Annotated in this window: 25 protein-coding genes and 1 other RNA gene; 12 read left to right on the forward strand and 14 right to left on the reverse strand. The window is 63.0% G+C overall.

Translation table 11 applies throughout. The features are described from left to right. Positions 1-36: 36 nt before the first annotated feature. The 5 genes from ACZZ0O_RS01635 to pssA all read right to left on the reverse strand — a co-directional run bounded on the left by ACZZ0O_RS01635 (position 37) and on the right by pssA (position 5109). A complete protein-coding gene (locus ACZZ0O_RS01635; protein ID WP_055848197.1) occupies positions 37-1179 on the reverse strand; it encodes a pectate lyase family protein in 1143 nt (380 codons plus the stop codon). Between the two features lie 242 nt (positions 1180-1421). Continuing rightward, a complete protein-coding gene (locus tag ACZZ0O_RS01640; protein ID WP_055848193.1) occupies positions 1422-2555 on the reverse strand; it encodes a pectate lyase family protein in 1134 nt (377 codons plus the stop codon). 826 nt (positions 2556-3381) lie between these two features. Next, the gene (gene rimI / locus ACZZ0O_RS01645) at positions 3382-3864 is read right to left on the reverse strand and encodes a ribosomal protein S18-alanine N-acetyltransferase (RefSeq protein WP_055848190.1); all 483 of its coding nucleotides are present in this window, start codon (positions 3862-3864) and stop codon (positions 3382-3384) included. Further along, positions 3861-4325, reverse strand: coding sequence for an alanine acetyltransferase (locus ACZZ0O_RS01650; protein ID WP_463592039.1), 465 nt, complete (start codon positions 4323-4325; stop codon positions 3861-3863). The genes rimI and ACZZ0O_RS01650 overlap by 4 nt, the downstream gene beginning before the upstream one ends. Positions 4326-4335: 10 nt before the next feature. Next, positions 4336-5109: a CDP-diacylglycerol--serine O-phosphatidyltransferase gene (pssA, locus tag ACZZ0O_RS01655; protein ID WP_055848184.1), complete on the reverse strand. Its 774-nt coding sequence runs from the start codon at positions 5107-5109 to the stop codon at positions 4336-4338. 122 nt (positions 5110-5231) lie between these two features. Between pssA and ACZZ0O_RS01660 the strand changes: the two genes are divergently transcribed. From ACZZ0O_RS01660 to ACZZ0O_RS01670, 3 genes are all read left to right on the forward strand, one after another. Continuing rightward, the gene (locus ACZZ0O_RS01660; RefSeq protein ID WP_161964733.1) at positions 5232-5636 is read left to right on the forward strand and encodes a DUF4124 domain-containing protein; all 405 of its coding nucleotides are present in this window, start codon (positions 5232-5234) and stop codon (positions 5634-5636) included. Between the two features lie 263 nt (positions 5637-5899). Next, positions 5900-7594 carry a proline--tRNA ligase gene (locus tag ACZZ0O_RS01665; protein WP_463592040.1) on the forward strand — a complete coding sequence of 565 codons (1695 nt, stop codon included), beginning with the start codon at positions 5900-5902 and terminating at the stop codon, positions 7592-7594. A gap of 144 nt (positions 7595-7738) precedes the next feature. Continuing rightward, on the forward strand, positions 7739-8203 hold the full coding sequence (locus ACZZ0O_RS01670; protein WP_055848175.1) for an H-NS histone family protein: 465 nt from the start codon (positions 7739-7741) through the stop codon (positions 8201-8203). A gap of 59 nt (positions 8204-8262) precedes the next feature. Here the strand turns inward: ACZZ0O_RS01670 and ACZZ0O_RS01675 are convergent, their stop codons facing one another. Continuing rightward, the gene (locus ACZZ0O_RS01675) at positions 8263-9522 is read right to left on the reverse strand and encodes a threonine/serine exporter family protein (RefSeq protein WP_055848172.1); all 1260 of its coding nucleotides are present in this window, start codon (positions 9520-9522) and stop codon (positions 8263-8265) included. Positions 9523-9688: 166 nt separating this feature from the next. Between ACZZ0O_RS01675 and ACZZ0O_RS01680 the strand changes: the two genes are divergently transcribed. From ACZZ0O_RS01680 to ACZZ0O_RS01695, 4 genes are all read left to right on the forward strand, one after another. Continuing rightward, positions 9689-10801 carry an MlaE family ABC transporter permease gene (locus ACZZ0O_RS01680; protein ID WP_055848169.1) on the forward strand — a complete coding sequence of 371 codons (1113 nt, stop codon included), beginning with the start codon at positions 9689-9691 and terminating at the stop codon, positions 10799-10801. 85 nt (positions 10802-10886) lie between these two features. Next, a complete protein-coding gene (locus ACZZ0O_RS01685; RefSeq protein WP_323514764.1) occupies positions 10887-11726 on the forward strand; it encodes an ABC transporter ATP-binding protein in 840 nt (279 codons plus the stop codon). Positions 11727-11728: 2 nt separating this feature from the next. Then, on the forward strand, positions 11729-12655 hold the full coding sequence (locus ACZZ0O_RS01690) for an MlaD family protein (RefSeq protein ID WP_055848166.1): 927 nt from the start codon (positions 11729-11731) through the stop codon (positions 12653-12655). Next, on the forward strand, positions 12652-13296 hold the full coding sequence (locus ACZZ0O_RS01695; RefSeq protein WP_115528921.1) for an ABC-type transport auxiliary lipoprotein family protein: 645 nt from the start codon (positions 12652-12654) through the stop codon (positions 13294-13296). Before ACZZ0O_RS01690 ends, ACZZ0O_RS01695 begins: the two co-directional genes overlap by 4 nt. A 22-nt stretch (positions 13297-13318) precedes the next feature. On the opposite strand, the gene ACZZ0O_RS01700 is transcribed toward ACZZ0O_RS01695, so the two are convergent. Then, positions 13319-13393: non-coding RNA, sX9 sRNA (locus ACZZ0O_RS01700), on the reverse strand. A 451-nt stretch (positions 13394-13844) separates the two neighbouring features. Beyond that, the gene (locus tag ACZZ0O_RS01705; protein ID WP_463592041.1) at positions 13845-14444 is read right to left on the reverse strand and encodes an alpha-ketoglutarate-dependent dioxygenase AlkB family protein; all 600 of its coding nucleotides are present in this window, start codon (positions 14442-14444) and stop codon (positions 13845-13847) included. Positions 14445-14569: 125 nt separating this feature from the next. Between ACZZ0O_RS01705 and ACZZ0O_RS01710 the strand changes: the two genes are divergently transcribed. Beyond that, on the forward strand, positions 14570-16219 hold the full coding sequence (locus ACZZ0O_RS01710) for an electron transfer flavoprotein-ubiquinone oxidoreductase (protein WP_463592042.1): 1650 nt from the start codon (positions 14570-14572) through the stop codon (positions 16217-16219). 30 nt (positions 16220-16249) lie between these two features. On the opposite strand, the gene ACZZ0O_RS01715 is transcribed toward ACZZ0O_RS01710, so the two are convergent. Then, positions 16250-16882, reverse strand: coding sequence for a CoA transferase subunit B (locus ACZZ0O_RS01715; RefSeq protein WP_115554614.1), 633 nt, complete (start codon positions 16880-16882; stop codon positions 16250-16252). Further along, positions 16882-17613, reverse strand: coding sequence for a CoA transferase subunit A (locus ACZZ0O_RS01720; RefSeq protein ID WP_463592043.1), 732 nt, complete (start codon positions 17611-17613; stop codon positions 16882-16884). The genes ACZZ0O_RS01715 and ACZZ0O_RS01720 overlap by 1 nt, the downstream gene beginning before the upstream one ends. A gap of 134 nt (positions 17614-17747) precedes the next feature. Here ACZZ0O_RS01720 and ACZZ0O_RS01725 point away from each other — a divergent pair, with 134 nt between their 5' ends. Next, positions 17748-19094: a phosphohexomutase domain-containing protein gene (locus tag ACZZ0O_RS01725; RefSeq protein ID WP_463592044.1), complete on the forward strand. Its 1347-nt coding sequence runs from the start codon at positions 17748-17750 to the stop codon at positions 19092-19094. A 46-nt stretch (positions 19095-19140) separates the two neighbouring features. Continuing rightward, on the forward strand, positions 19141-20544 hold the full coding sequence (locus ACZZ0O_RS01730) for a mannose-1-phosphate guanylyltransferase/mannose-6-phosphate isomerase (protein ID WP_463592045.1): 1404 nt from the start codon (positions 19141-19143) through the stop codon (positions 20542-20544). 103 nt (positions 20545-20647) lie between these two features. Here the strand turns inward: ACZZ0O_RS01730 and rfbD are convergent, their stop codons facing one another. From rfbD to rfbB, 4 genes are read right to left on the reverse strand one after another with little or no spacing between them, the layout of a single operon-like run. Then, positions 20648-21556: a dTDP-4-dehydrorhamnose reductase gene (rfbD, locus tag ACZZ0O_RS01735; protein ID WP_463592046.1), complete on the reverse strand. Its 909-nt coding sequence runs from the start codon at positions 21554-21556 to the stop codon at positions 20648-20650. Further along, a complete protein-coding gene (gene rfbC / locus ACZZ0O_RS01740; RefSeq protein WP_055848141.1) occupies positions 21553-22113 on the reverse strand; it encodes a dTDP-4-dehydrorhamnose 3,5-epimerase in 561 nt (186 codons plus the stop codon). The genes rfbD and rfbC overlap by 4 nt, the downstream gene beginning before the upstream one ends. Next, positions 22110-22997, reverse strand: coding sequence for a glucose-1-phosphate thymidylyltransferase RfbA (rfbA, locus tag ACZZ0O_RS01745; protein ID WP_463592531.1), 888 nt, complete (start codon positions 22995-22997; stop codon positions 22110-22112). Before rfbA ends, rfbC begins: the two co-directional genes overlap by 4 nt. 29 nt (positions 22998-23026) lie before the next feature. Next, positions 23027-24094 (reverse strand): dTDP-glucose 4,6-dehydratase, encoded by a 1068-nt coding sequence (gene rfbB, locus ACZZ0O_RS01750; RefSeq protein WP_463592047.1) that lies wholly within the window; start codon positions 24092-24094, stop codon positions 23027-23029. 227 nt (positions 24095-24321) lie between these two features. Between rfbB and ACZZ0O_RS01755 the strand changes: the two genes are divergently transcribed. Together ACZZ0O_RS01755 and ACZZ0O_RS01760 are read left to right on the forward strand one after the other, a co-directional pair. Further along, positions 24322-25068: an electron transfer flavoprotein subunit beta/FixA family protein gene (locus tag ACZZ0O_RS01755; protein ID WP_115554619.1), complete on the forward strand. Its 747-nt coding sequence runs from the start codon at positions 24322-24324 to the stop codon at positions 25066-25068. Beyond that, positions 25068-26012 carry an electron transfer flavoprotein subunit alpha/FixB family protein gene (locus ACZZ0O_RS01760; RefSeq protein ID WP_463592048.1) on the forward strand — a complete coding sequence of 315 codons (945 nt, stop codon included), beginning with the start codon at positions 25068-25070 and terminating at the stop codon, positions 26010-26012. Before ACZZ0O_RS01755 ends, ACZZ0O_RS01760 begins: the two co-directional genes overlap by 1 nt. The last annotated feature ends 43 nt before the right edge of the window (positions 26013-26055 follow it).

Genomic DNA, 26055 nt, shown 5'->3' on the forward strand with positions numbered 1-26055 from the left:
CCCTTGCAGCGCTGCATGCGGCAGCAGCAGCAGCAGTTACAGCTTGCCTGCGCCGGCCTTGGCCTTGACGTCCGCAGCCACCTTGTTGGCAGACAGCAGATTGTAGGTGTACGGCGGCTTCCAGCCGATGTTGCTGTTCCAGGAACAGCTCAACGCCTTGCCGTTGAGCAACGACCCCTGGTCGCGGTACACGCTGCCCTTGTAATCGCCGGCAATCTTGTCGCAACTACTCACACCGCTGATGTCGAAGGCATTGTTCTCGGAGAAGATCTTCGATTCCTTGCCCACGCCATGCGCATGCGAAAACGGGTAGACCTTATTGCTGGTGCTGCCCACGTGGTAGTTGTTGTACAGATGCACCTGGCCGAAACGTACCCGCGGTGCACGCGCGGAGATGTTCTCGAACAAGGTGTTGTGGATGGTCACCTTGAGCTTGCCGCTGTCGGTGCTGGAGGCGCTGTCGCTGGAGCCGATCAGGCTGTTCTTCTCGTGCGACTTGAAGGCCGAGTACGAGATGGTCACGAAGTTCGCGCCCTTCTTGACGTCCATCGCGCCGTCATGATGCTGCTTGGGGCGACCATTGGCGGTGCCGTTCTGATCGTCGGTGCGGCGACCATCGGTAAAGGTCACGTGGTCCACCCACACGTTGGTGGCGCCTTCCACGGTCAAACCGTCGTACTCGGCATTCCAGTTGCCGTTGTCGCCATCGTCGGCATCCCACTTCGGTTCCGGATCCCACGGATTTTCGATAGTGAGGTTGCGCACGATGACATCGTTAGCCTTGATGTAGAAATAGCCTTCGCGGATTTCTGCGTTGGTGCCGACACCGATCAAGGTGGTCTTGGTCGGCACATCCAGACGCGCACGCGTCTTCATGTCCGAGGTCTTGGTGTAGGCCTTGCCTTCGCTGATGTCGATGACACCCTTGACCTTGATGATGCGCCCGTTGCTGCCAGCGCTGGCCTTCAGTGCGGCCTTCAATTGTGCTGCGTTGCTGACGGTATAGATATTCGCTGCCGCCGCCTTGGACCCGCCTTTTGTGCCGCCGTTCTGGGTGGCCCAGCCGGTGGTGGCAACCTCCAGCGCAGGGTCGGCTGCGTAAGCGGTGGTCGACAACAACGCGGCGCTCAATACAACGCCCACAACGGTACGTCCCACAACAGTCGATGCGTTCGACATGGTGATGAAATCTCTTGAATGAGTGATGCATGACACGCCGCTACGCGACGTGTTCCCCGTGCGTTCGCCCAGGCCAACAGGCCAGTCCCCTAGCGAACCCGACCGATGCTAATGCTTATGTACATTATTTAAAAGTACATTTTCATCATGTTGCACCTGCGTTTTTGGAATGACCACGAGCCACGCGCAGCGCACGTTTTCGTGCACTGCGCGTGGCAACGCTTTGCAGCAGGTGCTGTCGCTTACAGCTTGCCGGCGCCGGCTTTTGCCTTGACGTCCGCAGCTACCTTGTCGGCCGACAGCAGGCTGTAGGTATATGGCGGAGTCCAACCGATATTGCTGTTCCAGGAGCAGCTCAAGGCCTTGCCATTGAGTAGCGAGCCCTGGTCGCGATACACGCTGCCGCCGTAGTCGGCAGCGATCTTGTCGCAGCTGCTCACACCACTGATGTCGAACACGTTGCGCTCGGAAAAGATCTTCGATTCCTTGCCCACGCCATGCGCATGCGAGAACGGGTAGACCTTATTGCTGGTGCTGCCCACGTGGTAGTTGTTGTACAGATGCACCTGGCCAAAACGCACCCGCGGTGCACGCGCGGCAATGTCCTGGAACAGGGTGTTGTGGATGGTGACCTTGAGCTTGCCGCTGTCCAAGCTTGAATGACTGTCACTGGAACCGATCAGGCCGTTCTTCTCGTGCGACTTGAATGCCGAGTAGGAAACGGTGACGAAGTTGGCACCGCGCTTGATGTCCAACGCGCCGTCGTGATGCTGCTTGGGGCGGCCGTTGCCGGTGCCGTTCTGATCATCGGTGCGGCGACCATCGGTGAAGGTCACGTGGTCCACCCATACGTTGGTAGCGCCTTCCACGGTCAGGCCGTCGTACTCGGCATTCCAGTTGCCGGCGCTGCCGTCATCCGGATCCCAGACCGGCTCCGGGTCCCATGGATTTTCGATGGTGAGGTTGCGGATGATGACGTCGTTGGCCTTGACGTACATGTAGCCTTCGCGGATTTCGGCGTTGCTGGTGATGCCGATCAGCGTGGTCTTGGTCGGGATATCCAGACGCGCGCGCGCCTTCATGTCCGAGGTCTTGGTGTAAGGCTTGCCTTCGCTGATATCGATGATGCCGCTGATCTTGATGATGCGTCCGTTGCTGCCCACGCTGGCCTTCAGCGCGTTCTTCAACTCGGCAGCATTCTTGACGGTGTAGATGTTGGCAGCGGCAGCTTTCGAGCCGCCCTTGGTACCGCCGTTCTGCGTCGCCCACCCGGTGGTCGCCGCTTCCAGCGCAGGATCGGCGCTTGCAACGCCGGTGAGCAGCAACGACCCGACAAACAGCGACGCGGCGGCCGCCGTCGAAAATTTCGGCTTCATCTTGATGTCTCCCTCGAATGGGTTCGATGCGCCGCGCGGCGGCACATTCCTCGTCTATTGACTGCGGAACGTACTTTTCATCTCTGTAATTTTCAGCTCCGCGACACGGATACTAGGAGCATCGCAATCGCTTGTATCTAAGCAATGCCTCGATGTGCACGCGCAGTCACGCAAACGGTTGCGGGACACCAAAGAGAAGACAAAACGCTGTAATCAAGACACGCAGAGACAGCGCCAGGGACACTGCAGCGCAGCATTCTGCGTGTCGCATTGCAGTTGGACATGCCTTCAACACACCATGCTGTTGCGATCACATGGGCGTGTTTTTTCGCAGCGAAAGCATCCATTGCAACGTGCTGACTGGATAGCGCGTGCAAGACGCACATGCGCTTGATGCGTCGGCACGCACGCAATCCGGCAAGCGGGAACCGACACGAACGTGCGAGGTGCGGTGCACAATCGCCTAGCGCACGTAGAACAGGCATGACGCAGGCGATTAACTGAGCGATACATCTGCATACACGCACTGCGTGATGCGAGCCATGCGCAAGACATCGTGATCCAAGACCAAGCGTCAATCGATGGAGCTATTGGCGTTGCTGTGTGTTCAAGAGCACACGCCACGTGGCGCTGGTTGCGCACACAGTCAACACATACGCGTGCATCTTTCAGACGTTATCGGCTGTCCACAGCAGCCTGTGCGCAAGCAAGCCCATGTTTGTCATACGCGCGCACCCATCCACGCACGCACAACGCCATGCGCGCGATCATTACCTGCAATCGATTCGATGATGGGCAGCCCGCGAAGGCGAGGCTGCCGCAGCGCTCAGGAAAACCCTTCGAAGAACAACTCGATCGCCATCACCAACGCATCTTCGCGTCCGGTATTGGAGGGGTAGTAGCGCGGGCGCCGCCCGATCTCGTTGAAGCCTTCGGAGTGATACAGCGCAATCGCCGAAGGATTGGACGGGCGCACTTCCAGAAATGCGCGTCGCGCGCCGCGGTCGCAGGCGCCCTTGATCAAGGCGCGCAACAACACGCGCCCGTGTCCTTGCGATTGCGCTTCCGGCGCGATACAGACGTTGAGGACATGCGCCTCGTCGGCGGCGATGCTGATGATGCCGTAACCGATGACCTGGCCGCCCTGCTCCATCACCCAACCCGGGTAGCCCGCCTGCAAACAATCGCGAAAGATGCTGCGCGTCCACGGGAACGGATAGGCACGCTGCTCGATCTCCATCACCGCGTCCAGATCGCTTTCGCGCATGGCACGCAGTGGCGCGGGCAGCGGGGCGTTCATTGCGCTCACGCCGGGTCCTGACGGCGACGCAGCGCGCGCAGCTGCGGCCACAGCGCGCGCTTGGCGGCCGGATTGCCGCGCAAGTCGGCCAGCGGCCAGGAGGCCATCAAGGCTTGTGTCGAAGGGTCGCCCGGGTTGCAACCGGACGCGCGCAGCAACGCCATCTGCAAACGGTCGGGCAGACCAACGCGGCCACGCCGTTGCGGCGCAGCTGCCGAACGTGCATCAGACGCACGCGACTCGGCCGGCGCAGTCGGCGCCGAGCGACGCGCCGCCGGTGCAGCAGCCGGAGCCGCTTGCGCGACACGCGGCGCACGCACTGGCGCAGACACCGGCGCGTGATCGACCTCCTCAACCGGCGCAGGCAAGGCATCGGCTGTGTCGCGATCCAGATACACGGTGTGCCCCATCGCCTGCAGGCACGACACCTGCAGGTCCGACCACACCGGTTCGTGCGCTGGCTCGCTCATGGACGTCGGCTCATGGAAGCTCGGGGACACGCCGCCAACGCCGCCACAGCCACATCATCGGGCCGGACAACGCATACAGCACGCCGATCACCAGCAGCGACCGCGCCAGGTCGATCACCAACAGCGCAATCACCACCGTGGCAACCGCCAGTGCCAGAAACGGCACGCGGTCGGCACGCGGGCCACGCGCGCCGCCCTTGAAGCTCCAGAAGCGGATCCGGCTGACCATCAACAGCGCCGACACCACGGTGACTGCCAGCGCCACGTAGCGCAGCTGCTCGCCGTCGAAGCCCAGGCTGTCGTCAGCGAACGCCCAGACGAAGGACATCATCAGCCCGGCCGCTGCCGGGCTGGCCAGACCGATGAACCAGCGCTTGTCGACCACGCCGACCTGGGTATTGAAGCGCGCCAGCCGTAGCGCCGCGCAGGCCGCATACAGGAACGCGGCCGACCAGCCGACCCGTCCCATCACGTTGCTGTCGTATTTCAGCGCCGACAGCGACCAGTGATACATCACCAGCGCCGGGGCCATGCCGAAGCTGACCAGATCGGCCAGCGAGTCGTACTGCACGCCGAATTCGCTGCTGGTATTGGTCAGGCGCGCAACCCGGCCGTCCAACCCGTCCATCACCGCCGCCACGAACACCGCCATCGCCGCCTGGACGAACTGACCATTGGCGGCGGCGATGATGGCGTAGAAACCGGAAAACAACCCGGCGGTGGTGAACAGGTTCGGCAGCAGGTAAATCGTGCGCGAGCGCGGGGGCGGTCTCATTTCATCCATCCGACAAGTGTAGGGCCTGAGGTCCGTCCGGCGGTAGCGCGCCCGCATCCTGCGGTGCGCTCACTTGCCAGCGCGGGCCGTGGATGCTGCAATCGCGGCGGGAATCATCCAGGGGAAGCCACATGCACCTGTCGTCCGGGCTTTGCGCCCTGTTGCTGCTGGTCAGCGCCGCTGCAGGCGCTACCGATCTGTATAAGTGGAAGGACGCCAAGGGCGTGACCCACTACACCGAAACCCCGCCGCCGACCGGCCAGCGCTACGAATCGCGCCGGATCGACGCGCGCAGCGGCACTGCGGCCATCGCCGCGCCAGAGACCGCCACCCCGGAATCGGCCGACTGCCTCACCGCACGCCGCAACCTGGAGCTGCTCAGCGGCAAGGGCGAGGTCACCATGGGCGCCGGCACCGACGGCAAGCCCGGCACCCCGCTGGACCCGGATGCCCGTGCCGCGCAGCGCAATCTGGCCGAAGCCGCCGCCAAGGCCTATTGCAAGCCGGCAGCGACTGGCGGCGGCCCGGCCACCTGAGTTCGAGCTGGACAGCGTGAGCGGCCGTCACGCCGCTGGGCAGTGACAAAACGCGCCGCGGCGGTGGCGCGGTGCGTTTCGAGGGCGGCGTGACCTCGCTTCCAGGACTGTGGTCGGGCTCACACCGCAGGCCGACGATCCAGCGTTACGACCGCCTGACCAGGCAAGCCGAACGCATCCATCCCCCGCCGCGCGGGTATGCGGCCATGACCGGCAGGGCGCGACACTGGCAAACTATGGGCTTTCCGCCCAAGCGAAGCCCGATGCGTCTTTCCCAGTTCCACCTGCACACCACCAAGGAAACCCCGGCCGACGCCGAGCTGGTCAGCCACCGTCTGATGCTGCGCGCGGGCATGATCCGCAAGCTGGCCTCCGGGCTGTACACCTGGTCGCCGCTGGGCCTGCGCGTGCTGCGCAAGGTCGAGGCGATCGTGCGCGAGGAAATGAACCGCGCCGGCGCCGTGGAGGTGCTGTTCCCCACCATCCAGCCGCGTGAGCTGTGGGACGCCACCGGGCGTTGGGAAAAGTTCGGCGGGCAGTTGCTCAAGATCAGCGACCGCAAGCAGCAGGAGTTCTGCTACAGCCCCACCGCCGAAGAAGCTGCGGCCGACTTCGCGCGCCAGGAGATCAACAGCTACAAGCAGCTGCCGCTCAATTTCTATCAGATCCAGACCAAATTCCGCGATGAAATCCGCCCGCGCTTCGGGGTGATGCGCGCGCGCGAGTTCCTGATGAAGGACGCGTACTCGTTCCATCTCACCGATGCGGACATGGCGCGCGAATACGACAACATGCGTGCGGCCTACGCCCGCATCTTCACCCGCCTGGGGCTGGAGTTCCGCGCGGTGCAGGCCGACTCCGGCGCGATCGGCGGCGATGCCTCGCAGGAATTCCACGTCATCGCCGACTCCGGCGAAGACTCGCTGGCGTTCTCCACGGCCTCCGATTACGCCGCCAACGTGGAAACCGCCAGCGCCGCGCTGCCGGGTCCGCGTCCGGAAGCGACCGAAAGCATGCGCCAAATCGAAACGCCCACCCAGAAGACCTGCGAAGACGTCGCTCAACTGCTGGGCATCGCGTTGCAGCGCACGGTCAAGTCGGTGGCGGTGATGACCAGCGCCGGCTTCGTGCTGGTGCTGGTGCGCGGCGACCACGCGGTCAACGAGATCAAGCTGGGCAAGGTGGCCGGCCTGGCCGACTACCGTCTGGCCAACGAGACCGAAATCCGCGACCACCTCGGCTGCGAGCCGGGCTTCCTGGGACCGCTGAAGACCGCCCGCCCGGTGCGCGTGGTGGCCGATCGCGATGTCGCGGCCATGGCCGATTTCGTGGTCGGCGCCAATGTACCTGGCGCCCACCTTGTCGGCGTCAACTGGGGCCGTGATCTGCCAGAGCCGGAGACGGTGGCCGATGTGCGCAACGTCATCGACGGCGAACGCGCCGCCGATGGCGGCGAGCTGCGTCTGGCCCGCGGTATCGAAGTGGGACACGTGTTCCAGCTTGGCAGCCAGTACGCACAGGCGCTGCAGGCCACCGTCATCGACGAAAACGGCAAGGTCGCGGTGATGAAGATGGGCTGTTACGGCATCGGCATTTCGCGCATCGTGGCTGCGGCAATCGAACAGAACCATGACGAGGCCGGTATTGTCTGGCCGGCACCGATGGCGCCGTGGCAGGTGGTGGTGTGCGTGATCAACCCCAAGCAGGACGCCCAGGTGGTCGCTGCTGCCCAGGCGTTGCTGGACGAATTGATCGCCGCCGGTCTCGATGCCGCACTGGATGACCGCGGTCTGCGTCCGGGCGCCATGTTTGCCGATATGGAACTATTGGGCATTCCGCATCGGGTGGTCGTCTCGGAACGTGGATTGGCAGCCGGCACATTTGAATATCGCGCCCGCACCGCCGAATCGGCAGAAAACCTGGATAAGGCCGGATTATTCTCCCGCTTGGGGTGCTGATCAAACAGGGCAATTCCGCTCCAATCGGATGAACACAATGCGCCGAATTATTTCGGCGCATTTGTCATGCGGGTTTTCTGACATTATGATGGCCGCCGCTGCCAAGGATCGGCATTCTTTCTCTCTCAATCTTCCGGAGTCGCGATGTCGATCGATCTTTCTGGCCTGTCGGCCAAGCAGTTGGGCGCACTGATCAAAAATGCAAAGAAGCAGCAGACCGTGGTTGCCAAGCGCGCCCCGATCGCCAAGGTCCGCACGCAGCTGACCCGCGCGGCGAAAGCGCAGGGTTATTCCATCGAAGAATTGTTTGGTACCGCCGCCAGCGCCGGCCCGGGTCGTCCGGCCGCTGCCAGCAAGCCGGGTCCGCGCGCTGGCCGCAAGCTGGGCAAGGTTGCACCGAAGTACCGCAACCCGTCCAATACTCAGGAAACCTGGACCGGTCGCGGCAAGCAGCCGCGCTGGCTGGCCGAACTGACCGCTGCTGGCAAGAAGGTGGAAGACTTCCTGATCAGCAAGATCGGTGGCGGTGCAAAGAAGGCATCGGCAAAGAAGGCCGCGCCACGTAAAACGGTCACCAAGCGCGCCACCAAGAAGTCCAAGGCCGCTTGATCCAGACCAATAAAAACGCCGGCAATGCCGGCGTTTTTATTGGGTGATTTTCTGGCCGCTCATAAATTCTTGCGCGCTGGAATCAGCAAATTGCCAAACAGCAAACCGGCCATCAATGCCATCACAATATTGGTGACCGCCAACAATGCGGCTTGTCCGACGCTGACATCCTGCTGTTGCACCAGGGTCAAAAAACCCCGCAGGCTGACACTACCGGGAACCAGCATGATGATGCCCGGCAATCGAATCAGCGCACCGGGTTTGTGCACCACCCGCCCAAACAGATTACCGGCGGCGGTCAATGCCATGGCCGAGGCAAATACTCCGGCCGGGCCACCCCAGGCATGCCCGGCATAACGCGCAATGACATAACCGGACATCGCTGCGGCCATGATCCATAAATAATCGCGCCGATTGGCCTTGAACAACACCGCAAACGCATAAGCGGCCACCAGCAACGACGCCCATTCCACCCAGCCGGCCTGCGGACGCAAGGCAGCCACCTGGGGGTGCAAGCCCACCAATTGGGTCAGCGTCACCGCGATCACGGCGCCTACCGTGAGCTTGAGCACCGTGGTCACCGCACCGGCCAGACGCGCCGTGCCGGAGACCCAGTGCTGACTGGCCAGCTCGTTGAATGCATTGGTCAGCGACATGCCTGGCAGCAGCACCACCAGCGAGGCAATGATCACCGTATTGAGATTCAACGGCCCGACCAACGATGCCACCAGCGCGGCGACCACGCCAGCCAGCAGGCCGGCCAGCGCCTCGCCGGCTTCCTTGGTGGCGGCGCGCTTGTCGGTGTATTGGGTCAGCAGGCCGATCGACATGCCGATCGCGCCAGCGGTGGCGATATCCAGCCAGGGCAACTTCCACAACCCGGCCACGCCGGCCGCGGCCAGACCGAAGGCCAGCACCTGCAAGGTCTTGCCGCGCCGATCGACTTCACGGTCCAGGCGGCGCAGCGCGGTGTGGCCCTGCGCAATGCTCATGCGCCCGTTGGCCACACTGTCGGCCACGTAATCGGCCACGCTGAGCTTGTAGAGATCGTTCTCGCCCGGTGCCAGCCGGATCACGCGGGTGATGTCGCTGGAACCGATCGCCTTGGTCGGGTCACTGAAGCTCAAGATGATACCGGTGGGATTGGACCAGGGCTCGCAATCCAGCCCCAGCTTTTGCGATAGCCCGATCACCGCAGCCTCCAGGCGCTGCGCTGTTGTGCCATAGGAATGCAGACGCCCGGCGATTTCCGACACAAAGGCGACGCGCTGGGCGTAGGTGGCACTGGCGGACGGGAGGACGACGGTGGCAGCGGACATGCGTGGCGGGTCGGATCGGAAAAACGCCGTGCGGCGAGGACGTCAGTGTATGCCGCAGCGCGCGTGGCCGGCGCGCCCTCCGTCCATCCAAGGCCGTCGCAGCGAAGGCGCCCCCATCATTCGCTCACACCGGCCCTGTATGCTGGCGCCACGGACAGGCCACCCAATGATCAAACCGCAACCTCCACGCATCGAACAAGACTCGCAGGATCAGGCACAGGTCCGACTCGCCGGCAGTTGGGTCCTGGCGACCGCCCTGCCCCAGGCCGAACTGCTGCAAGCGGTGCCCGACGGGGTGCGTCGCATCGACGCGCGCGGCATCCAGCAACTGGATTCGGCCGGCGTGCTGCAACTGTTGCGCTTCGCCGGCCGCATGGGGCTGAAAGAAGACGCCATCGATTTCCGCGATGAACACCAGGCGCTGGTGTGCACCATCGAAGAACTCAACGACGAGCGCCCCAAGCCCAAGCGCGATTACGGTTTTGTCGCCGCACTCGACCGCCTGGGTCGCACCACCCACGGCGTCGGCCAGGGCATTCTGGAACTCAACAGTTTTCTGGGCGAAAACCTGGTCAAGATCATGCGGCTGATCCACGAGCCGCGCCGCTTCCGCCTCACCTCCACCGTGCACCACATGGAGCAGGTCGGACTGGATGCGGTGCCGCTGGTGGTGCTGCTGTCGTATCTGGTTGGCGCGGTGATCGCGTTTTTGGGCTCGACGATCCTGCGCGACTTCGGCGCGGAAATTTACGTGGTCGAGCTGGTGTCCATCGCCTTCCTGCGCGAATTTGCGGTACTGCTGACCGCAATCGTGTTGGCCGGGCGCACCGCCAGCGCGTTCACGGCGCAGATCGGCGCGATGAAATCGCGCGAAGAGGTCGATGCCATCCGCACGCTGGGGCTGGACCCGATCGACCTGCTGGTGATTCCGCGTCTGCTGGCGCTGATCTTCACCCTGCCGCTGCTGACCTTCATCGCGATGATCGCCGGCCTGGCCGGTGGCGTCACCGTAGGCGCATTCGATCTGGATATCCCGCCGCAGATGTATCTGGCGCGCATGCACGACACCATCCAGTTGCGACACTTCCTGGTCGGCTTGTCGAAGGCACCGCTGTTTGCGCTGGTAATCGGCCTGATCGGTTGCCTGGAAGGGTTGAAGGTCAGTGGCACCGCGCAGTCGGTGGGCGAACGCACCACCTCGTCGGTGGTGCAGACGATTTCCTTGGTCATCATCCTCGACGCGATTGCGGCGTTGTGGTTCATGAAGATGGGGTGGTGATGGAGCCGAGATTCGATCGTCGGGGTTTGGGAGTCGTGCAAGGCAGCAGCGCTGTCGGCGCCCTGAGATGTGGGAGTGTTGTGCTGTGACCAATCTCGAATCCCCAGTCGCCAATCCCGGCACAGAGACGGAGGACGACGACCAGCTGGCGATCTCCGTGCGCGGGCTGACCAACCGGTTCGGTAGCCAGGTCGTGCACGAAGAACTCGACCTGGACGTACGCCGCGGCGAGATCCTGGGCGTGGTCGGCGGCTCGGGTACCGGTAAATCGGTGTTGATGCGCAGCATCCTGGGCCTGCGCGAGCCGGATGCCGGCAGCATCCAGGTGCTGGGTGCGGATGCGCGCTCCGGGCGTTTTGTCGACCGCCAGCACATCACCCGTAATACCGGGGTGCTGTTCCAGGACGGCGCGCTGTTTTCGTCGATGACCGTTGGCGAGAACGTGCAGGTGCCTCTGAAGGAACACCACGGCGAGTTTCCGGAGCGCTGGTATTTCGAACTGGCGCTGCTGAAGATCAAGCTCGCCGGCTTGCCGGCCGATGCGCTGGACAAGCTGCCCTCGCAATTGTCCGGCGGCATGCGCAAGCGCGCTGGCCTGGCGCGTGCGCTGGCACTGGACCCGCCGCTGCTGTTTCTGGACGAGCCCACCGCCGGGCTGGACCCGATCGGCGCGGCCGCCTTCGACCGCTTGATCCGAACGCTGCAGCAGGCGCTGGGCCTGACCGTGTTCCTGATCACCCATGACCTGGATACGCTGTACGCCATCTGCGACCGCATCGCGGTGCTGGCCGATCGCAAGGTGATCGCCAACGCGCCGCTGGCCGAGGTCGAGCAGATCGATCACCCCTGGATCCAGGAATATTTCCACGGTCCGCGCGCCCGCGCCGCGCGCGCGGCCAAGACCGACTCCACCGAGACCGCCTGAGCATGGAAACAAAAGCCAATTACGTCCTGATCGGCGCCTTCACCATCGTGGCAGGCCTGGCCTTGCTGCTGTTCGGTCTGTGGGCCGCCAAGTACTCCTCCGATCGCACCTGGCAGCAGTACCGCGTGGTGTTCCGCGAGGCGGTCACCGGCCTGTCGGTCGGCAGCCCGGTGCAATACAACGGCATCGCGGTAGGCTCGATCACCGAACTGACGCTGGCCCCGAACGACCCGCGCCAAGTGGTCGCACACGTGCGCGTCAACTCCACCACACCGATCAAGAGCGATACCCGCGCCAAGCTGGCCATCACCAGCCTGACCGGCCCGTCGATCATCCAGCTCTCCGGCGGCACGCCCGAGGCGCCGACGCTGACCACCATCGACAAGAGCGATGCGCCGATCATCCAGACCACGCCCTCGGCGCTGCAGAACATCACCGACACCGCCAACCGCATCGTCGAGCGCATGGACGAAATGCTCTCCGACAAGAACGTGGCCAGTATTTCGGCCACGCTGCAGAACCTGGAAAAGATCAGCGGCGGCATCGCCGACCGCGACGAGGGCATGCAGGCGCTGATCGTCAGCGCGCGCGATGCCGCGCGCAATCTGGACACCACCCTGACCACCACCAACGGCACCATCAAGCGGCTGGATCAGAACCTGGTGCAGCAGCTGCCGGGCATCTTGAACAAGCTGGACGCAACCCTGGTCAAGCTGGATTCGGCCGCCGGTAACGCCGACAACATCCTTGGCGAAAACCGCGCAGCCATCAACAGTTTTGCCAACGATGGCCTGGGCCAGCTCGGACCGACACTGACCGAATTGCGCGGCCTGATCCGTGACCTGCGCCGGGTCAGCGACAAACTGGACAACAACCCTGCGCGCTACCTGCTTGGCCGCGACGCACCCAAGGAGTTCGAACCGAAATGACTGCCATGCGCCTGCTGCGTCCCCTGCTGTGCGTCTCGTTGCTGGCGCTGGGCGGCTGCTCGGTCCTGACCGGTGGCGACCAGAAGCCGGCCACGATCTACGCCCCCACCGTGCGCGTCACGCCCAATCCCACCTGGCCGCAGGTGACCTGGCAGCTGTCGGTCGCCAAGCCGAGCGCTGCCCGCATCATCGACAGCCCGCGCATCAACGTGCGCCCGACCCCGGGCGAAGTGCAGGTCTACCACGGCGCCGGCTGGGCGCAACCGGCCACCGACATGCTGGAAGACAGCGTGGTGCGTGCGTTCGAAGACTCCGGCAAGATCGCGGGGGTTGCGCGCATCGGTGCCGGTATCCGCTCGGACTACAAGCTGGCGATCGACGTGCGCCGCTTCGAAGCCGATTACGCCGGCCAGTCGGTGCCCTCGGCCACCATCGAACTCAACGCCAAGCTGCTGCATTCGTCCGATCAACGCGTGGCCGCCTCGCGCACCTTCCTGGTCGCACGCCCGTCCGCCAGCACCGACACCGCTGCGGTGGCCGTCGCCTTCGAGCAGGCACTGACCCAGGTCACCACCGAGCTGGTTGGCTGGACGCTGACCACCGGGCAACAGGACAGCCAGAACTTGCCGCGTTCGTTGTAAGCGCAAGCGACGGATTTAGAGCTGCTGACAACACCTAGTGAGCAGTCGTTAGGTGGGTGCGGACAACGCGTGGAACCGGAGTTTACGAGTGGGACATACCGACTCCTTGCACCGGCCGCGCCCGCCTGTTGGCTGCCGCAAGGCGGCTGATCTGCGGGCTCGCTGCAAGGCCCTTGCCCGCCCACCCTCGCGGGACGCGCTGCAAGTACGTCCTTGTCAGCGCTTACGCGGCATCCATGCCGCGTAAGGTCCTACGACGGTGAGCGGGCAAGGGCCAGTCGAGATCGTCGGTGTGCAGGGCTTTAAGAAGCTACCGATCAACCCTCTGGTGCGGTGCCCTCACCGCTTGCGGGACCGTGTGGCGGCATGGATGCCGCCACCGAGCCCCCAGGGACGGGTTCACGGCGTGTCCCGCGAGCGGTGAGGGCACCGCCACTCAACCCACTCAGCGTTTGACCAGGGCTTCTGACTGCATCCACCAAGATGCAGACGACACAACCACCGCACTCACCACCAGGCGAGCGCTCGCTACGTTATGTGAGCCGCTCTTATCGCTGGAACACGCGCACCCCGATTTGACGAAAGGTCAGGTTGATGCGCTCCCCCACCGGGCGCGCAGTGCGCGGCAGCGCATGCTTGTAATGCTGCTGGGTCTCGCCGGCCATCAACAGCAGATCGCCGTGGCCGAGTTCCAGCGTCTGCTTCAATGCCGCATCGTCGCGATGCTTGAAGGCGAACCGTCGCGCCGCCCCCAGGCTGAGCGATGCGATCACCGGTTGCGCGCCCAGCTCCGGCTCGTCGTCGCTATGCCAGCCCATTGCATCGGCTCCGCTGCGGTAGCGATTGAGCAGTACGCTGTTGAATGGGCAACCGGCTTCATCCTGCAGACGGGCGCGCACGGGCTGCAGCGCCTCCAGCCACGGCTGCGGCGCAAATTGCGTGCCCGAGTAGCGATAGCTGGCGTCCGGATCGCCGATCCAGCTGCTCAGACGCGGCGAATCCACCACCCGCCCGAACATGCGGATGCGATGCACCTCCCACTGCACCTGTTCCAGCAACGCCTGCATCAGCGCATCGGCCTGCGCGGCCTGCAACCAGCCACGACACCAATGGATCTGAGCTCCCGGCAATGCAACGCGCAATTTCATGCGCAAACGCTAGCATGCGCGCGCCGGAGCACGCCCGCAGACGCGGATGAATCAACGCGATTTGCCGCCATCACATGCAATCCCGGAAAATACGCCCCAGCCATCGAGCCAACGGGAGCGGAGCAATGTCGGAAGCGGGAATCGGCGCGCAAGCGTCAGAGACGGTCGAGCGCGACGTCATGGAATACGACGTCGTCACCGTCGGTGCCGGTCCGGCCGGGCTATCGTTCGCGATCCGGCTCAAGCAGCTCAACCCAGAGTTGAGTGTGTGCGTGATCGAAAAATCCAGCACCATCGGCGCGCATATCCTCTCCGGCGCGGTGATCGAACCCGGCCCGCTGGACGCGTTACTACCCGGCTGGCGCGATAACCCGCCGCCGATCTGCGTGGCCGCCACCGACGACGAATTCTGGTTCCTCGGCAAGGACAGCGCACGCAAGTTCCCGGTGGTACCGCCGGGCATGCGCAACCACGGCAACTTCATCGTCAGCCTGGGCGCGATGTGCGCCTGGCTCGCTCCGCAGGCCGAAGCGCTGGGCGTGGAAATCTACCCCGGCTTTGCCGCCGCCGAAACGCTGCACGACGACAGCGGCCAGGTGGTGGGCGTGCGCATCGGCGATATGGGCGTGGCCAAGGACGGCTCGCACAAGCCCGGCTATACCGCCGGCATCGATATCCGCGCCAAGGTCACCGTGCTGGCCGAAGGCGCGCGCGGGCATCTGACCAAGCGCCTGCTCAAGCGCTTCGACCTCACCGCAGACAGCGACCCGCAGGGCTATTCCATCGGCATCAAGGAGCTGTGGCAGGTGCCCGAAGGCCGCGTCACGCCCGGCAAGATCGTGCACACCATCGGCTGGCCTGCGGACAACCGCACCTACGGCGGCAGCTTTCTGTATCACCTGGACAACAACCAGATCGCGCTTGGCTACGTCAGCGGACTGGACTACAGCGACCCGAAGTACCAGCCGTGGGAAGCCTTCCAGCAATGGAAAAACCACACGCTGATCAAGTCGTTGCTGGAAGGCGGCAGCGTCCTGTCGGCCGGCGCGCGCGCCATCGTCACCGGCGGTTGGCAGTCGCTACCCAAAGTCGAAATGCCCGGTGCGCTGCTGATCGGCGACACCGCCGGCCTGCTCAACGTGCCCAAGATCAAGGGCACCCATCAGGCGATTCGTAGCGGCATGCTCGCCGCCGAACACCTGGTGCAATCGCAGCTGGCCCCGCAGGGCTTCGATGCAAAACTGCGCGCCTCGGACGCGATGGCCGAGTTGAAGGAAGTCCGCAACATCAAACCCGGCTTCAAGAAAGGGCTGTGGTTCGGCCTGCTCAATGCCGCCTGGGAAACCGCACTCAAGGGCGCCTCGCCCTGGACCCTGAAGAACAAACCGGACTGGTCGGCGCTGCACAAGCTCGGCGAGTACGAGCAACCCAAGCGCGACTACGTCACCCGCGAACTGGCCCCGCGTGACCGCCTGCAAGCGGTCTACTTCGCCGCCACCGAGCACGACGAAGACCAACCGGTGCATCTGAAAGTCCTGGACACCGATGTCTGCGCCACCCGCTGCGTGGAAGAGTACGACAACCCCTGCACCCGCTTCTGCCCGGCCAATGTCTACGAAATGGTCGCAGACACCGCCAGCCCCAGCGGCAAGCGCCTGCAGATCAACGCCGCCAATTGCGTGCACTGCAAGACCTGCGACATCAAGGACCCCTACGAGATCATCACCTGGGTCACCCCGGAGGGTGGTTCGGGGCCGAACTACCAGAACCTGTAGAAATCAGGGGCCATATCGGCCCCTGATTGTTTATGCGGCTTTGAACTCCACTCCAGTCTTGGCGCGCAACTCCTCCAGCCCCACCCCATCGGCAGCCTCCACCAAGACCAATCCGTCGGCGGTGACATCGAACACGGCCAGGTCGGTGATGATGCGGTCGACCACGCCCACGCCGGTCAATGGCAGGTCGCACGCAGGCAGGATCTTGTGGCTGCCATCCTTGGCCACGTGCTCCATCAGCACCACCACGCGTTTGACGCCGGCCACCAGATCCATCGCGCCGCCCATGCCCTTGACCATCTTGCCGGGCACCATCCAGTTGGCCAGATCGCCGCGGTCGGTGACCTGCATCGCACCAAGAATCGCCAGATCGATATGGCCGCCGCGGATCATCGCGAACGAGTCATGGCTGCCGAAGTAACTGGCACCGGCACGCGCAGTCACCGTCTGCTTGCCGGCATTGATCAGGTCCGCGTCCACTTCATCTTCGGTGGGGAACGGGCCGATGCCGAGCAGGCCGTTTTCCGATTGCAACCACACGTCCACGCCGTCGGGGATGTGATTGGCCACCAGCGTCGGCAGGCCGATCCCCAAGTTGACGTAGGCGCCGTCGGTCAATTCGCGCGCCGCGCGTGCGGCCATCTGATCTCTGGTCCAGGCCATTACTGCTGTCCTTCGCGCACGGTGCGCTGTTCGATGCGTTTTTCCGGCGCCGTGTTGAGCACCAGTCGGTCGACGTAGATCCCCGACAGATGCACGTGGTCCGGATCGATGGTGCCAAGCGCCACGATCTCTTCGACCTCGGCAATGCAGATGCGACCGGCCATGGCGCAGGCCGGGTTGAAATTGCGCGCGGTCTTACGAAACACCAGGTTGCCGGCGGTGTCGGCGCGCCATGCCTTGACCAGCGCAACATCGGCATGCAGCGCTGTTTCCATCACGTAGTGCTTGCCGTCGAATTCGCGGGTCTCCTTGCCCTCGGCCACGATGGTGCCGTAGCCGGTGGCGGTGTAGAACGCGGGAATTCCCGCACCGCCTGCACGCAGGCGCTCGGCCAGGGTGCCTTGCGGATTGAACTCAAGCTCGAGCTCGCCAGCCAGATATTGGCGCTCGAATTCCTTGTTTTCGCCCACGTAGGACGAAATCATCTTGCGGATCTGCCGGGTGGCCAATAGTTGACCAAGCCCGAATCCATCGACGCCGGCGTTGTTGGAAATCACCGTCAATCCGCCGACCCCGCTGTCGCGTACGGCAGCGATCAGGGCTTCGGGAATCCCGCACAAACCAAAGCCGCCCACCGCCAGCGTCTGGCCATCGGCCAACACGCCATCCAGCGCCGTCGTCGCATCGGCATAGCGTTTACCGCCTGCCTTACCCTCTTCATTGCTGCGCATCACCGCCCTCACCTCGCTGATGTGAAACGGCCATTCTATCCGCTGACTGTTCCCTGTCCCCGGTCGCAATTCCGCCACACCCAAGACACGGCGCACCCGCTAAACTCGGGTGTCCCCCACTTCAGGAATTGCCCATGACGCTACCCGCCTTCAAGGCCTACGATATTCGCGGCCGCGTGCCGGATGAACTCAACGAGGACTTGGCCCGTCGGATCGGCGTGGCACTGGCGGCGCAGCTGGATCAAGGGCCTGTGGTCCTGGGCCACGATGTGCGTCTGGCCAGCCCGGCCTTGCAGGAAGCGCTGTCGGCAGGCCTGCGCGCCAGCGGCCGCGAGGTGATCGACATCGGCCTGTGCGGCACCGAGGAGGTCTATTTCCAGACCGATTACCTCAAGGCCGCCGGCGGCGTGATGGTCACTGCCAGCCACAATCCGATGGACTACAACGGCATGAAGCTGGTGCGCGAGCAAGCGCGGCCGATCAGCTCCGATACTGGCCTGTTCGCGATCCGCGACACGGTCGCTGCCGATACTGCTGCAGCCGGCGAGTCCACCGCAAGCGAGCAGAGCCGCACCGACAAGACTGCCTACCTGGAGCACCTGCTCAGCTACGTCGACCGCAGCACGCTCAAGCCGCTCAAGCTGGTGGTCAACGCAGGCAACGGCGGTGCGGGCCTGATCGTGGATCTGCTTGCACCGCACCTCCCGTTCGAATTCGTGCGCGTGTTCCATGAGCCGGACGGCAATTTCCCCAACGGCATTCCGAACCCGCTGCTGCCGGAAAACCGCGCTGCCACCGCCAAGGCGGTCAAGGAACACGGCGCTGACTTCGGCATCGCATGGGATGGCGATTTCGACCGCTGCTTCTTCTTCGATCACACCGGCCGCTTCATCGAAGGCTATTACCTGGTCGGTTTGCTGGCGCAGGCCATTTTGGCCAAGCAGCCGGGCGGCAAAGTCGTGCACGACCCGCGTCTGACCTGGAACACTGTCGAGCAGGTCGAAGAAGCCGGCGGCATTCCGGTGCTGTGCAAGAGCGGCCATGCCTTCATCAAGGAAAAAATGCGCAGCGAAAACGCCGTGTATGGCGGCGAGATGAGTGCGCATCATTACTTCCGCGAGTTTGCCTACGCCGATTCCGGAATGATTCCGTGGCTGCTGATCGCCGAGCTGGTGTCGCAGTCCGGTCGTTCGCTGGCCGATCTGGTCGAATCACGCATGCAGAAGTTCCCCTGCAGCGGCGAAATCAACTTCAAGGTCGCCGACGCCAAGGCATCGGTCGCCCGCGTGATGGAACACTACGCCGACCTGTCGCCCGAACTGGACTACACCGACGGCATCAGTGCGGATTTCGGCCAGTGGCGCTTCAACCTGCGCAGCTCCAATACCGAGCCGCTGCTGCGGCTGAACGTGGAAACGCGCGGCGACGCCGCACTGCTGGAAAGCCGCACGCAAGAGATTTCAGACTTGCTGCGCGACTGATCTACCATTCTCCCCCACCTTTGACGCACTGGAGTTTCCCCCGCTCATGAGCGACGTCCTTCCGATTATTCTGTCCGGCGGTTCCGGCACGCGCCTATGGCCGTTGTCCCGCGAGTCGTATCCGAAGCAATTCCTGCCGCTGGTTGGCGACAAGAGCATGTTGCAGGCCACCTGGTTGCGTTCGGCGCCTGTGGCCGGACATTCACCTATTGTGGTTGCCAACGAAGAACATCGCTTCATGGCCGCCGAGCAGTTGCAGCAACTCGGCGTAAAGCCGTCCGCGATTCTGCTTGAGCCCAAGGGGCGGAATACCGCACCGGCGATTGCCGTTGCCGCGCTTGAAGCCACGCGTGACGGCGCTGATCCGCTGCTGCTGGTGCTGCCATCCGATCATGTGATCCGCGACGAAGCGGCCTTCCAGGCTGCTGTGACCGTTGCTGCCGCCGCCGCAGAGCAAGGCAAGCTGGTGACCTTCGGCATCAAGCCGACAGCGCCCGAGACCGGCTACGGCTATATCAAGGCCGGTAGCGGTACCGGCGCCACTGCCGTTGAGCGTTTCGTCGAGAAGCCCGACCTGGCCACCGCGCAGGGTTACCTCGCCAGCGGCGAGTACTACTGGAACAGCGGCATGTTCCTGTTCCGTGCCTCGCGTTACCTGGAAGAACTGCGCAAGTTCCACCCGGCCATTGCCGATGCCTGCCAGAAAGCCTGGGAAAACGGCAAGCGCGATGCCGACTTCACCCGCCTGGACAAGGACGCATTCGCGGCCAGCCCGTCGGATTCGATCGACTACGCGGTGATGGAAAAGACCGCCGATGCAGTCGTGGTCCCGCTGGATGCCGGCTGGAACGATGTCGGTTCGTGGTCGTCGCTGCTGGACGTGTCCGAGCAGGACGCCCACGGCAATGCGCATCATGGCGACGTGATCCAGGTTGACTGCCGCAATACCTATGCCTATGGCTCGCGTCTGATCGCCATGGTCGGCCTGGAAGACGTGGTCGTCGTCGAGACGCCGGACGCCGTGCTGGTCGGTCACCGCGATCGTATTCAGGAGGTCAAGGACGTGGTTGGCCGCATCAAGGCCGATGGCCGGTCCGAAGCCACCTGGCACCGCAAGGTCTATCGTCCGTGGGGCGCCTACGATTCGATCGACATGGGCCAACGTCATCAGGTCAAGCGCATCACCGTCAAACCCGGTGCAGTGCTGAGCCTGCAGATGCACCACCATCGCGCCGAACACTGGATCGTGGTGAGCGGTACCGCTGAAGTCACCCGTGGCGACGAGGTTCTGCTGCTGACCGAAAACCAGAGTACCTACATCCCGCTGGGCGTGACTCACCGTTTGCGCAATCCGGGCAAGTTGCCGCTCGAACTGATCGAAGTGCAGTCCGGCAGCTATCTGGGCGAAGACGACATCGTGCGTTTTGAAGATACCTACGGGCGCGCCTGATCGGTCGCCTGCAGGATCTGTTTTAGAAAAACAGCCGGGATTCCCGGCTGTTTTTCATTGCGGGTCGGTTGCGCAGTATCACACCGCCACCTGATCGCTGCGGTTAGCGTTTGGCCACAGCCAACTCGGCAATCACCTGCTGCAAACCGACCTGCCACTGCGGCAACACGATGCCGAAATCGTTCTGCAGCTTGTCGATCGATAACCGCGAGTATGCCGGCCGCTTTGCTGAAGTCGGGTAGTCCGCCGTGGTGATGGGCACGACACGCGGCGCGCGCGCCAGCAAACCCGCCGCGACGGCTTTCTCGAAGATGGCCTCGGCAAACCCGTGCCAACTGGTCTGGCCGGCAGCAGTCAGGTGCCAGGTGCCCGATGTGCCGGGACTGCGTTGACGCAGCAGCTGCGCGGTGACATCGGCAATCAATGCCGCCGGCGTTGGCGTACCGATCTGGTCGGCAACCACGCGCAGCTCATCGCGCTCTGCACCCACGCGCAACATCGTGCGCAGGAAGTTGGCGCCATGCGAGGCGTACACCCAGGCCGTACGCAGGATCAGATGCTGAGCGCCTGATGCGCGGATCGCCTGCTCACCAGCGAGCTTGGTTTCGCCATACACACCCAGCGGCGAAGTTCTCGCGTCTTCCAGATAGGGCTCGCTGCCCCGCCCGTCGAAGACATAGTCGGTGGAGTAATGCACTAGTGCCGCGCTATTGGATGCACACCACGCTGCGATCGCGCCGACGGCATCTGCATTCACTCGCCTGGCCACGATGGGATTTGATTCCGCACCATCCACCGCAGTGTAGGCAGCAGCATTCACGACACAGGACGGGGCCAGACTGCCGAGCACTTCCTGCAAACGCTCCGGATGATCCAGATCGGCAACCACGCATGGTCGTCCGTCGGCGAGAATGCCGTCACGCGTTGCAAACTGCAGCTCGGCAACTCCATGGAGTGCACGCTGAAGCTCGCGACCGAGCTGCCCGTTCGCGCCCAACAGCAATATGCTCATACCGAGTGGTAGCGAGGAAGCTGCTCAACGGCCACCTGATCCAAAAACGGAGCAACTGCATCTTTCTTCGAAAGAATTGGATCACTGATCGGCCAATCGATTGCAAAGCGCGCATCATCCCAGCGCAGCCCGGCATCAGCCTCTTTTACGTAGACATCGGTACACAGATAATTGAAAACAGCAGTCTCCGAAAGCACTGCGAAGCCGTGAGCGAAACCCTCAGGAATCCAGAATTGCCGACGGTTCTCGCGACTCAGCACCACCGCCTCCCATTGACCGAAGGTAGGCGAGCCAACGCGGATATCGACCGCAACGTCATAAACCTCACCTTCCAGGACGCTGATCAGCTTTCCCTGCGGCCGAGGCCACTGATAGTGCAGTCCGCGGATTACCCCCCTCCCAGAGCAGGACACATTGCTCTGGACGAACTGCATGTTGAGCCCATGCTGTTTGAACCGCTCGTAATTCCAAGCCTCGAAAAAAAAACCGCGATCATCCGAGTGGACTACGGGTTCGATGACGTAACAGTCTGCTAGTGCGGTGGAAATCACATTCACAACTTGGCTCCTCGTAGAGCCAGTTCTTTGAGATAACGTCCATACCCATTCTTGAGCAGTGGCGCGGCCAGTGCCTCAAGCTCGGCAAGATCGATCCACCCTTGACCGAAAGCGATTTCCTCCGGACAGCAGACCTGCAACCCTTGCCGCGCCTGGATCGTTTCAATGAAGTTGGATGCTTCGTGCAGTGACTGGTGTGTCCCTGTATCCAGCCATGCATAACCACGTCCCAACGCCTCGAGATGCAAATCACCCTCATCGAGATAGCGCCGATTGAGATCGGTGATCTCCAGCTCGCCACGCGGCGACGGCTTCAACTCTGCCGCATAGTCTGCAGCTCTGCCGTCATAAAAATACAATCCGGTAACAGCATAGTTTGAACGCGGCACAGCGGGCTTCTCTTCAATGCCCACAACCTTTCCGTTCGCGTCGAACTCAGCTACTCCGTACCGCTCTGGATCATTGACCCAATATCCAAAGACAGTAGCACCTTCGTTACGCTTGTCTGCTCGGCGCAACATGTCCGTCAAGCCATGACCATGAAAGATGTTATCGCCCAACACGAGACAGCTCGGCTTGTTGTCAACGAAGTCGCGGCCAATCAGATAGGCCTGCGCGAGCCCATCCGGACTTTGCTGCACGGCATATGAAATAGACATTCCCCACTGAGACCCATCACCAAGCAATGCTTTAAATAGCGACTGCTCATGAGGAGTATTAATAATCAATACCTCACGAATGCCTGCAAGCATCAGCACGCTAAGCGGATAATAAATCATCGGCTTGTCGTACACCGGCAGCAGCTGCTTGCTGACGCCTTTGGTGATGGGATAAAGACGAGTGCCGGAGCCACCGGCCAGGATGATGCCTCGACGTTGCGTCATATGGTTCTCATAGGTTGTAGAGGACGTGCTCATTCATGAGTGTCGGCCATGGCACCAAGACGTTGCATACGGTAGCTACCATTCAGCACCCCGTTCACCCAGTCCTGGTGACCCAGATACCACTCCACGGTTTCGCAGATTCCTTGTTCAAAGGTGTATCTGGGCTGCCAACCCAATTGTGTCTTGAGCTTTGATGCGTCAATTGCATAGCGACGATCATGACCAGGCCGATCAGCCACGTAGGCAATTTGGCTTTCGCGTGGCTGGCCGTCTTCGCGAGGACGTAGTTCGTCGAGTAATGCGCAGATGGCGCGCACAACTTCGATGTTCTCCCGCTCAGCATTGCCGCCCACGTTGTAGGTTTCACCGACCTCGCCCTTCGCCAGAACGGTCCGAATGGCCTCGCAATGGTCGCTGACGAACAGCCAGTCGCGCACCTGTTTGCCATCGCCGTAAACCGGCAGCGGTTCGCCAACCAGTGCCTTCGCGATCACCAGCGGAATGAGCTTTTCAGGGAAGTGATACGGGCCGTAATTGTTCGAGCAGTTGGTCGTCAGCACCGGCAAGCCATAGGTGTGATGGAACGCACGCACCAAGTGATCCGATGCTGCTTTGGATGCCGAATACGGCGAATTCGGCGCATAAGGCGTGGTCTCGGTGAACTTGCCGGTCTCGCCCAATGTGCCGTAGACCTCGTCAGTGGACACGTGCAGGAAGCGAAAGCGCTGCTGCGGTCCATCAGGCAATCCCTTCCAATAATCGCGAACGGCTTCGAGAAGCGCTAGGGTGCCGACAACATTGGTTTGGACGAACGCGCCAGGTCCGTCGATCGAGCGATCCACGTGACTTTCTGCTGCAAAGTTCAGTACCGCGTCAGGCTCGTACTCAGACAGCAGTCTGGCGACCAACGCGCTATCGCCAATGTCGCCGTTGACGAACACATGGTTTGGGTCTCCATCGAGCGACGCCAGCGTATTGAGATTCCCCGCATACGTAAGCGCATCGAGATTGACCACCCGCACACCGCGAGAGACGGCTTCCAGAACGAAGTTGCCGCCAATGAAGCCGGCGCCGCCGGTTACAAGCCAAGTTGCCACTGCCCTCTCCTAATCGCGCGGTCTGCCGCGCTCCGCTTTTTTAAGCCACACAGGATATACGCTGCGCGCAATTCCGGCCCGCGTGACTGGCCCTAGATCTTCACCAGTGCTGCGCCGCACCACCATACGCCATCGCATGGTGGATGCTCCCCGGTTAGAATGGGCGCACTCCCGAGCCTGCCGCCGCGGCCGGGCCTTCCCGCAATAGCTGAAGGATCTCGTACACGATGAAAATCCTCGTCGCCTACAAGCGCGTGGTGGACTACAACGTCCGCATTCAGGTCAAGCCGGATGGCTCCGGCGTGGTGACCGACGGCGTCAAGCTCTCGCCCAACCCGTTCGACGAAATCGCCCTGGAAGAAGCATTGCGCCTGCGCGATGCCGGCATCGCCACCGAGGTGGTGGTCGCCACCCTGGCGCCAGCCGATGCTGCCGCACATCTGCGCAACGGCCTGGCGATGGGTGCCAACCGCGCCATCCATGTGGTGACCGATGCTGCCATCCAGCCGTTGACCGCCGCACGCGCCCTGCTGAAGCTGGTCGAAAAAGAGCAGCCCGATCTGGTCATCCTGGGCAAGCAGGCCATCGACGACGACGCCAACCAGACCGGCCAGATGCTGGCCACCTTGTGGGGCCGCCCGCAGGCGACCTTCGCGGGCAAGCTGGTGGTCGCCGATGGCAAGGCCACGGTGACGCGCGAGGTCGATGCTGGCCTGGAAACGCTGGAGGTCGACCTGCCAGCGGTGATCACGACCGATCTGCGCCTGAACGAGCCGCGCTTCATCAAGCTGCCGGACATCATGAAGGCCAAGAGCAAGCCGATGGACACCCTGGCATTCGCTGATCTGGGCGTAGACGCGCACGACAGTCTCACCACCACCCACTATGCGGCGCCGGCTAAGCGTAGCCGCGGCGTGATGGTCAAGGACGCCGCCGAACTGGTGGCCGCACTCAAGCAGAAGGGGTTGTTGTAATGGCCAAGATTCTTGTCGTCGCCGAACACCTCAATGGCCAGCTCAATGCGGCCACCGCAAAGACCCTGAGCGCCGCCCTGGCGATATCGGCCGAGTCGATCGACGTGGTCGTACTCGCGGCCGACCCGGCCGCCGTTGCAGCCCAGGCCGCACAGCTGGCGGGTGTCGCCCGCGTGCTGACCGTGGCCAACGCCGCCAACGAACACGCGCTTGCTCAGGTGCTTGGGCCCCAGATCGCGCAGCTGGCCGGTCAGGGTTACACCCATGTCTTCGGCCCCTCCACCACCTTCGGCAAGGACCTGATGCCGGTCGTGGCCGCGCTGCTGGGCGTGAACCAGATCTCCGACCTGATGACCGTCGAAGATGCGCACACCTTCAAGCGCCCGATCTACGCAGGCAACGCCATCATTACGGTGAAGGCTCCGACCGACCAGATCGTCGTGGCGACCGTGCGTAGCGCCTCGTGGCCGGAAGCGGCTAGCGGCGGAAGCGCAGCAGTCGAGTCCGTTAGCATCGAGGTCACACTGCCGACCCACACCCGCTTCATCGACCTGGCTGCAGGCAATTCCGACCGCCCCGACCTGCAGAGCGCCAAGCGTGTGGTGTCCGGTGGTCGCGGCGTCGGCTCGGCAGAGAACTTCAAGCACATCTACAGCCTGGCCGACAAACTCGGCGCCGCCGTCGGTGCCTCGCGCGCGGCGGTCGATGCCGGCTACGTCCCTAACGAGCTGCAGGTCGGCCAGACCGGCAAGATCATCGCGCCCGAGCTGTACGTGGCAATCGGCATCAGCGGCGCCATCCAGCATCTGACCGGCATCAAGGACGCTGGCACCATCGTGGCGATCAACAAGGATCCGGAGTCGCCGATCTTCGAGATTGCGGATATTGGGTTGGTGGGAGATTTGTTTACGTTGCTGCCTGAGTTGGAACAGGCGCTGGGCTGAGTGCTGCGGCGCATGCCGCATCCTTTCAGCCAAAAATTCCTAC

This window comes from Xanthomonas sp. AC360, from assembly GCF_979258225.1.

Excerpts from the sequence above, each read along its gene's own strand:
- ACZZ0O_RS01635 (WP_055848197.1), bottom strand. The coding sequence starts at position 1,179 with ATGTCGAACGCATCGACTGTTGTGGGACGTACCGTTGTGGGCGTTGTA.
- ACZZ0O_RS01640 (WP_055848193.1), bottom strand. The coding sequence starts at position 2,555 with ATGAAGCCGAAATTTTCGACGGCGGCCGCCGCGTCGCTGTTTGTCGGG.
- ACZZ0O_RS01650 (WP_463592039.1), bottom strand. The coding sequence starts at position 4,325 with ATGAGCGAGCCAGCGCACGAACCGGTGTGGTCGGACCTGCAGGTGTCG.
- pssA (WP_055848184.1), bottom strand. The coding sequence starts at position 5,109 with ATGGATGAAATGAGACCGCCCCCGCGCTCGCGCACGATTTACCTGCTG.
- ACZZ0O_RS01660 (WP_161964733.1), top strand. The coding sequence starts at position 5,232 with ATGCACCTGTCGTCCGGGCTTTGCGCCCTGTTGCTGCTGGTCAGCGCC.
- ACZZ0O_RS01665 (WP_463592040.1), top strand. The coding sequence starts at position 5,900 with ATGCGTCTTTCCCAGTTCCACCTGCACACCACCAAGGAAACCCCGGCC.
- ACZZ0O_RS01670 (WP_055848175.1), top strand. The coding sequence starts at position 7,739 with ATGTCGATCGATCTTTCTGGCCTGTCGGCCAAGCAGTTGGGCGCACTG.
- ACZZ0O_RS01675 (WP_055848172.1), bottom strand. The coding sequence starts at position 9,522 with ATGTCCGCTGCCACCGTCGTCCTCCCGTCCGCCAGTGCCACCTACGCC.
- ACZZ0O_RS01680 (WP_055848169.1), top strand. The coding sequence starts at position 9,689 with ATGATCAAACCGCAACCTCCACGCATCGAACAAGACTCGCAGGATCAG.
- ACZZ0O_RS01690 (WP_055848166.1), top strand. The coding sequence starts at position 11,729 with ATGGAAACAAAAGCCAATTACGTCCTGATCGGCGCCTTCACCATCGTG.
- ACZZ0O_RS01695 (WP_115528921.1), top strand. The coding sequence starts at position 12,652 with ATGACTGCCATGCGCCTGCTGCGTCCCCTGCTGTGCGTCTCGTTGCTG.
- ACZZ0O_RS01705 (WP_463592041.1), bottom strand. The coding sequence starts at position 14,444 with ATGAAATTGCGCGTTGCATTGCCGGGAGCTCAGATCCATTGGTGTCGT.
- ACZZ0O_RS01710 (WP_463592042.1), top strand. The coding sequence starts at position 14,570 with ATGTCGGAAGCGGGAATCGGCGCGCAAGCGTCAGAGACGGTCGAGCGC.
- ACZZ0O_RS01715 (WP_115554614.1), bottom strand. The coding sequence starts at position 16,882 with ATGGCCTGGACCAGAGATCAGATGGCCGCACGCGCGGCGCGCGAATTG.
- ACZZ0O_RS01720 (WP_463592043.1), bottom strand. The coding sequence starts at position 17,613 with ATGCGCAGCAATGAAGAGGGTAAGGCAGGCGGTAAACGCTATGCCGAT.
- ACZZ0O_RS01725 (WP_463592044.1), top strand. The coding sequence starts at position 17,748 with ATGACGCTACCCGCCTTCAAGGCCTACGATATTCGCGGCCGCGTGCCG.
- ACZZ0O_RS01730 (WP_463592045.1), top strand. The coding sequence starts at position 19,141 with ATGAGCGACGTCCTTCCGATTATTCTGTCCGGCGGTTCCGGCACGCGC.
- rfbD (WP_463592046.1), bottom strand. The coding sequence starts at position 21,556 with ATGAGCATATTGCTGTTGGGCGCGAACGGGCAGCTCGGTCGCGAGCTT.
- rfbA (WP_463592531.1), bottom strand. The coding sequence starts at position 22,997 with ATGACGCAACGTCGAGGCATCATCCTGGCCGGTGGCTCCGGCACTCGT.
- ACZZ0O_RS01755 (WP_115554619.1), top strand. The coding sequence starts at position 24,322 with ATGAAAATCCTCGTCGCCTACAAGCGCGTGGTGGACTACAACGTCCGC.
- ACZZ0O_RS01760 (WP_463592048.1), top strand. The coding sequence starts at position 25,068 with ATGGCCAAGATTCTTGTCGTCGCCGAACACCTCAATGGCCAGCTCAAT.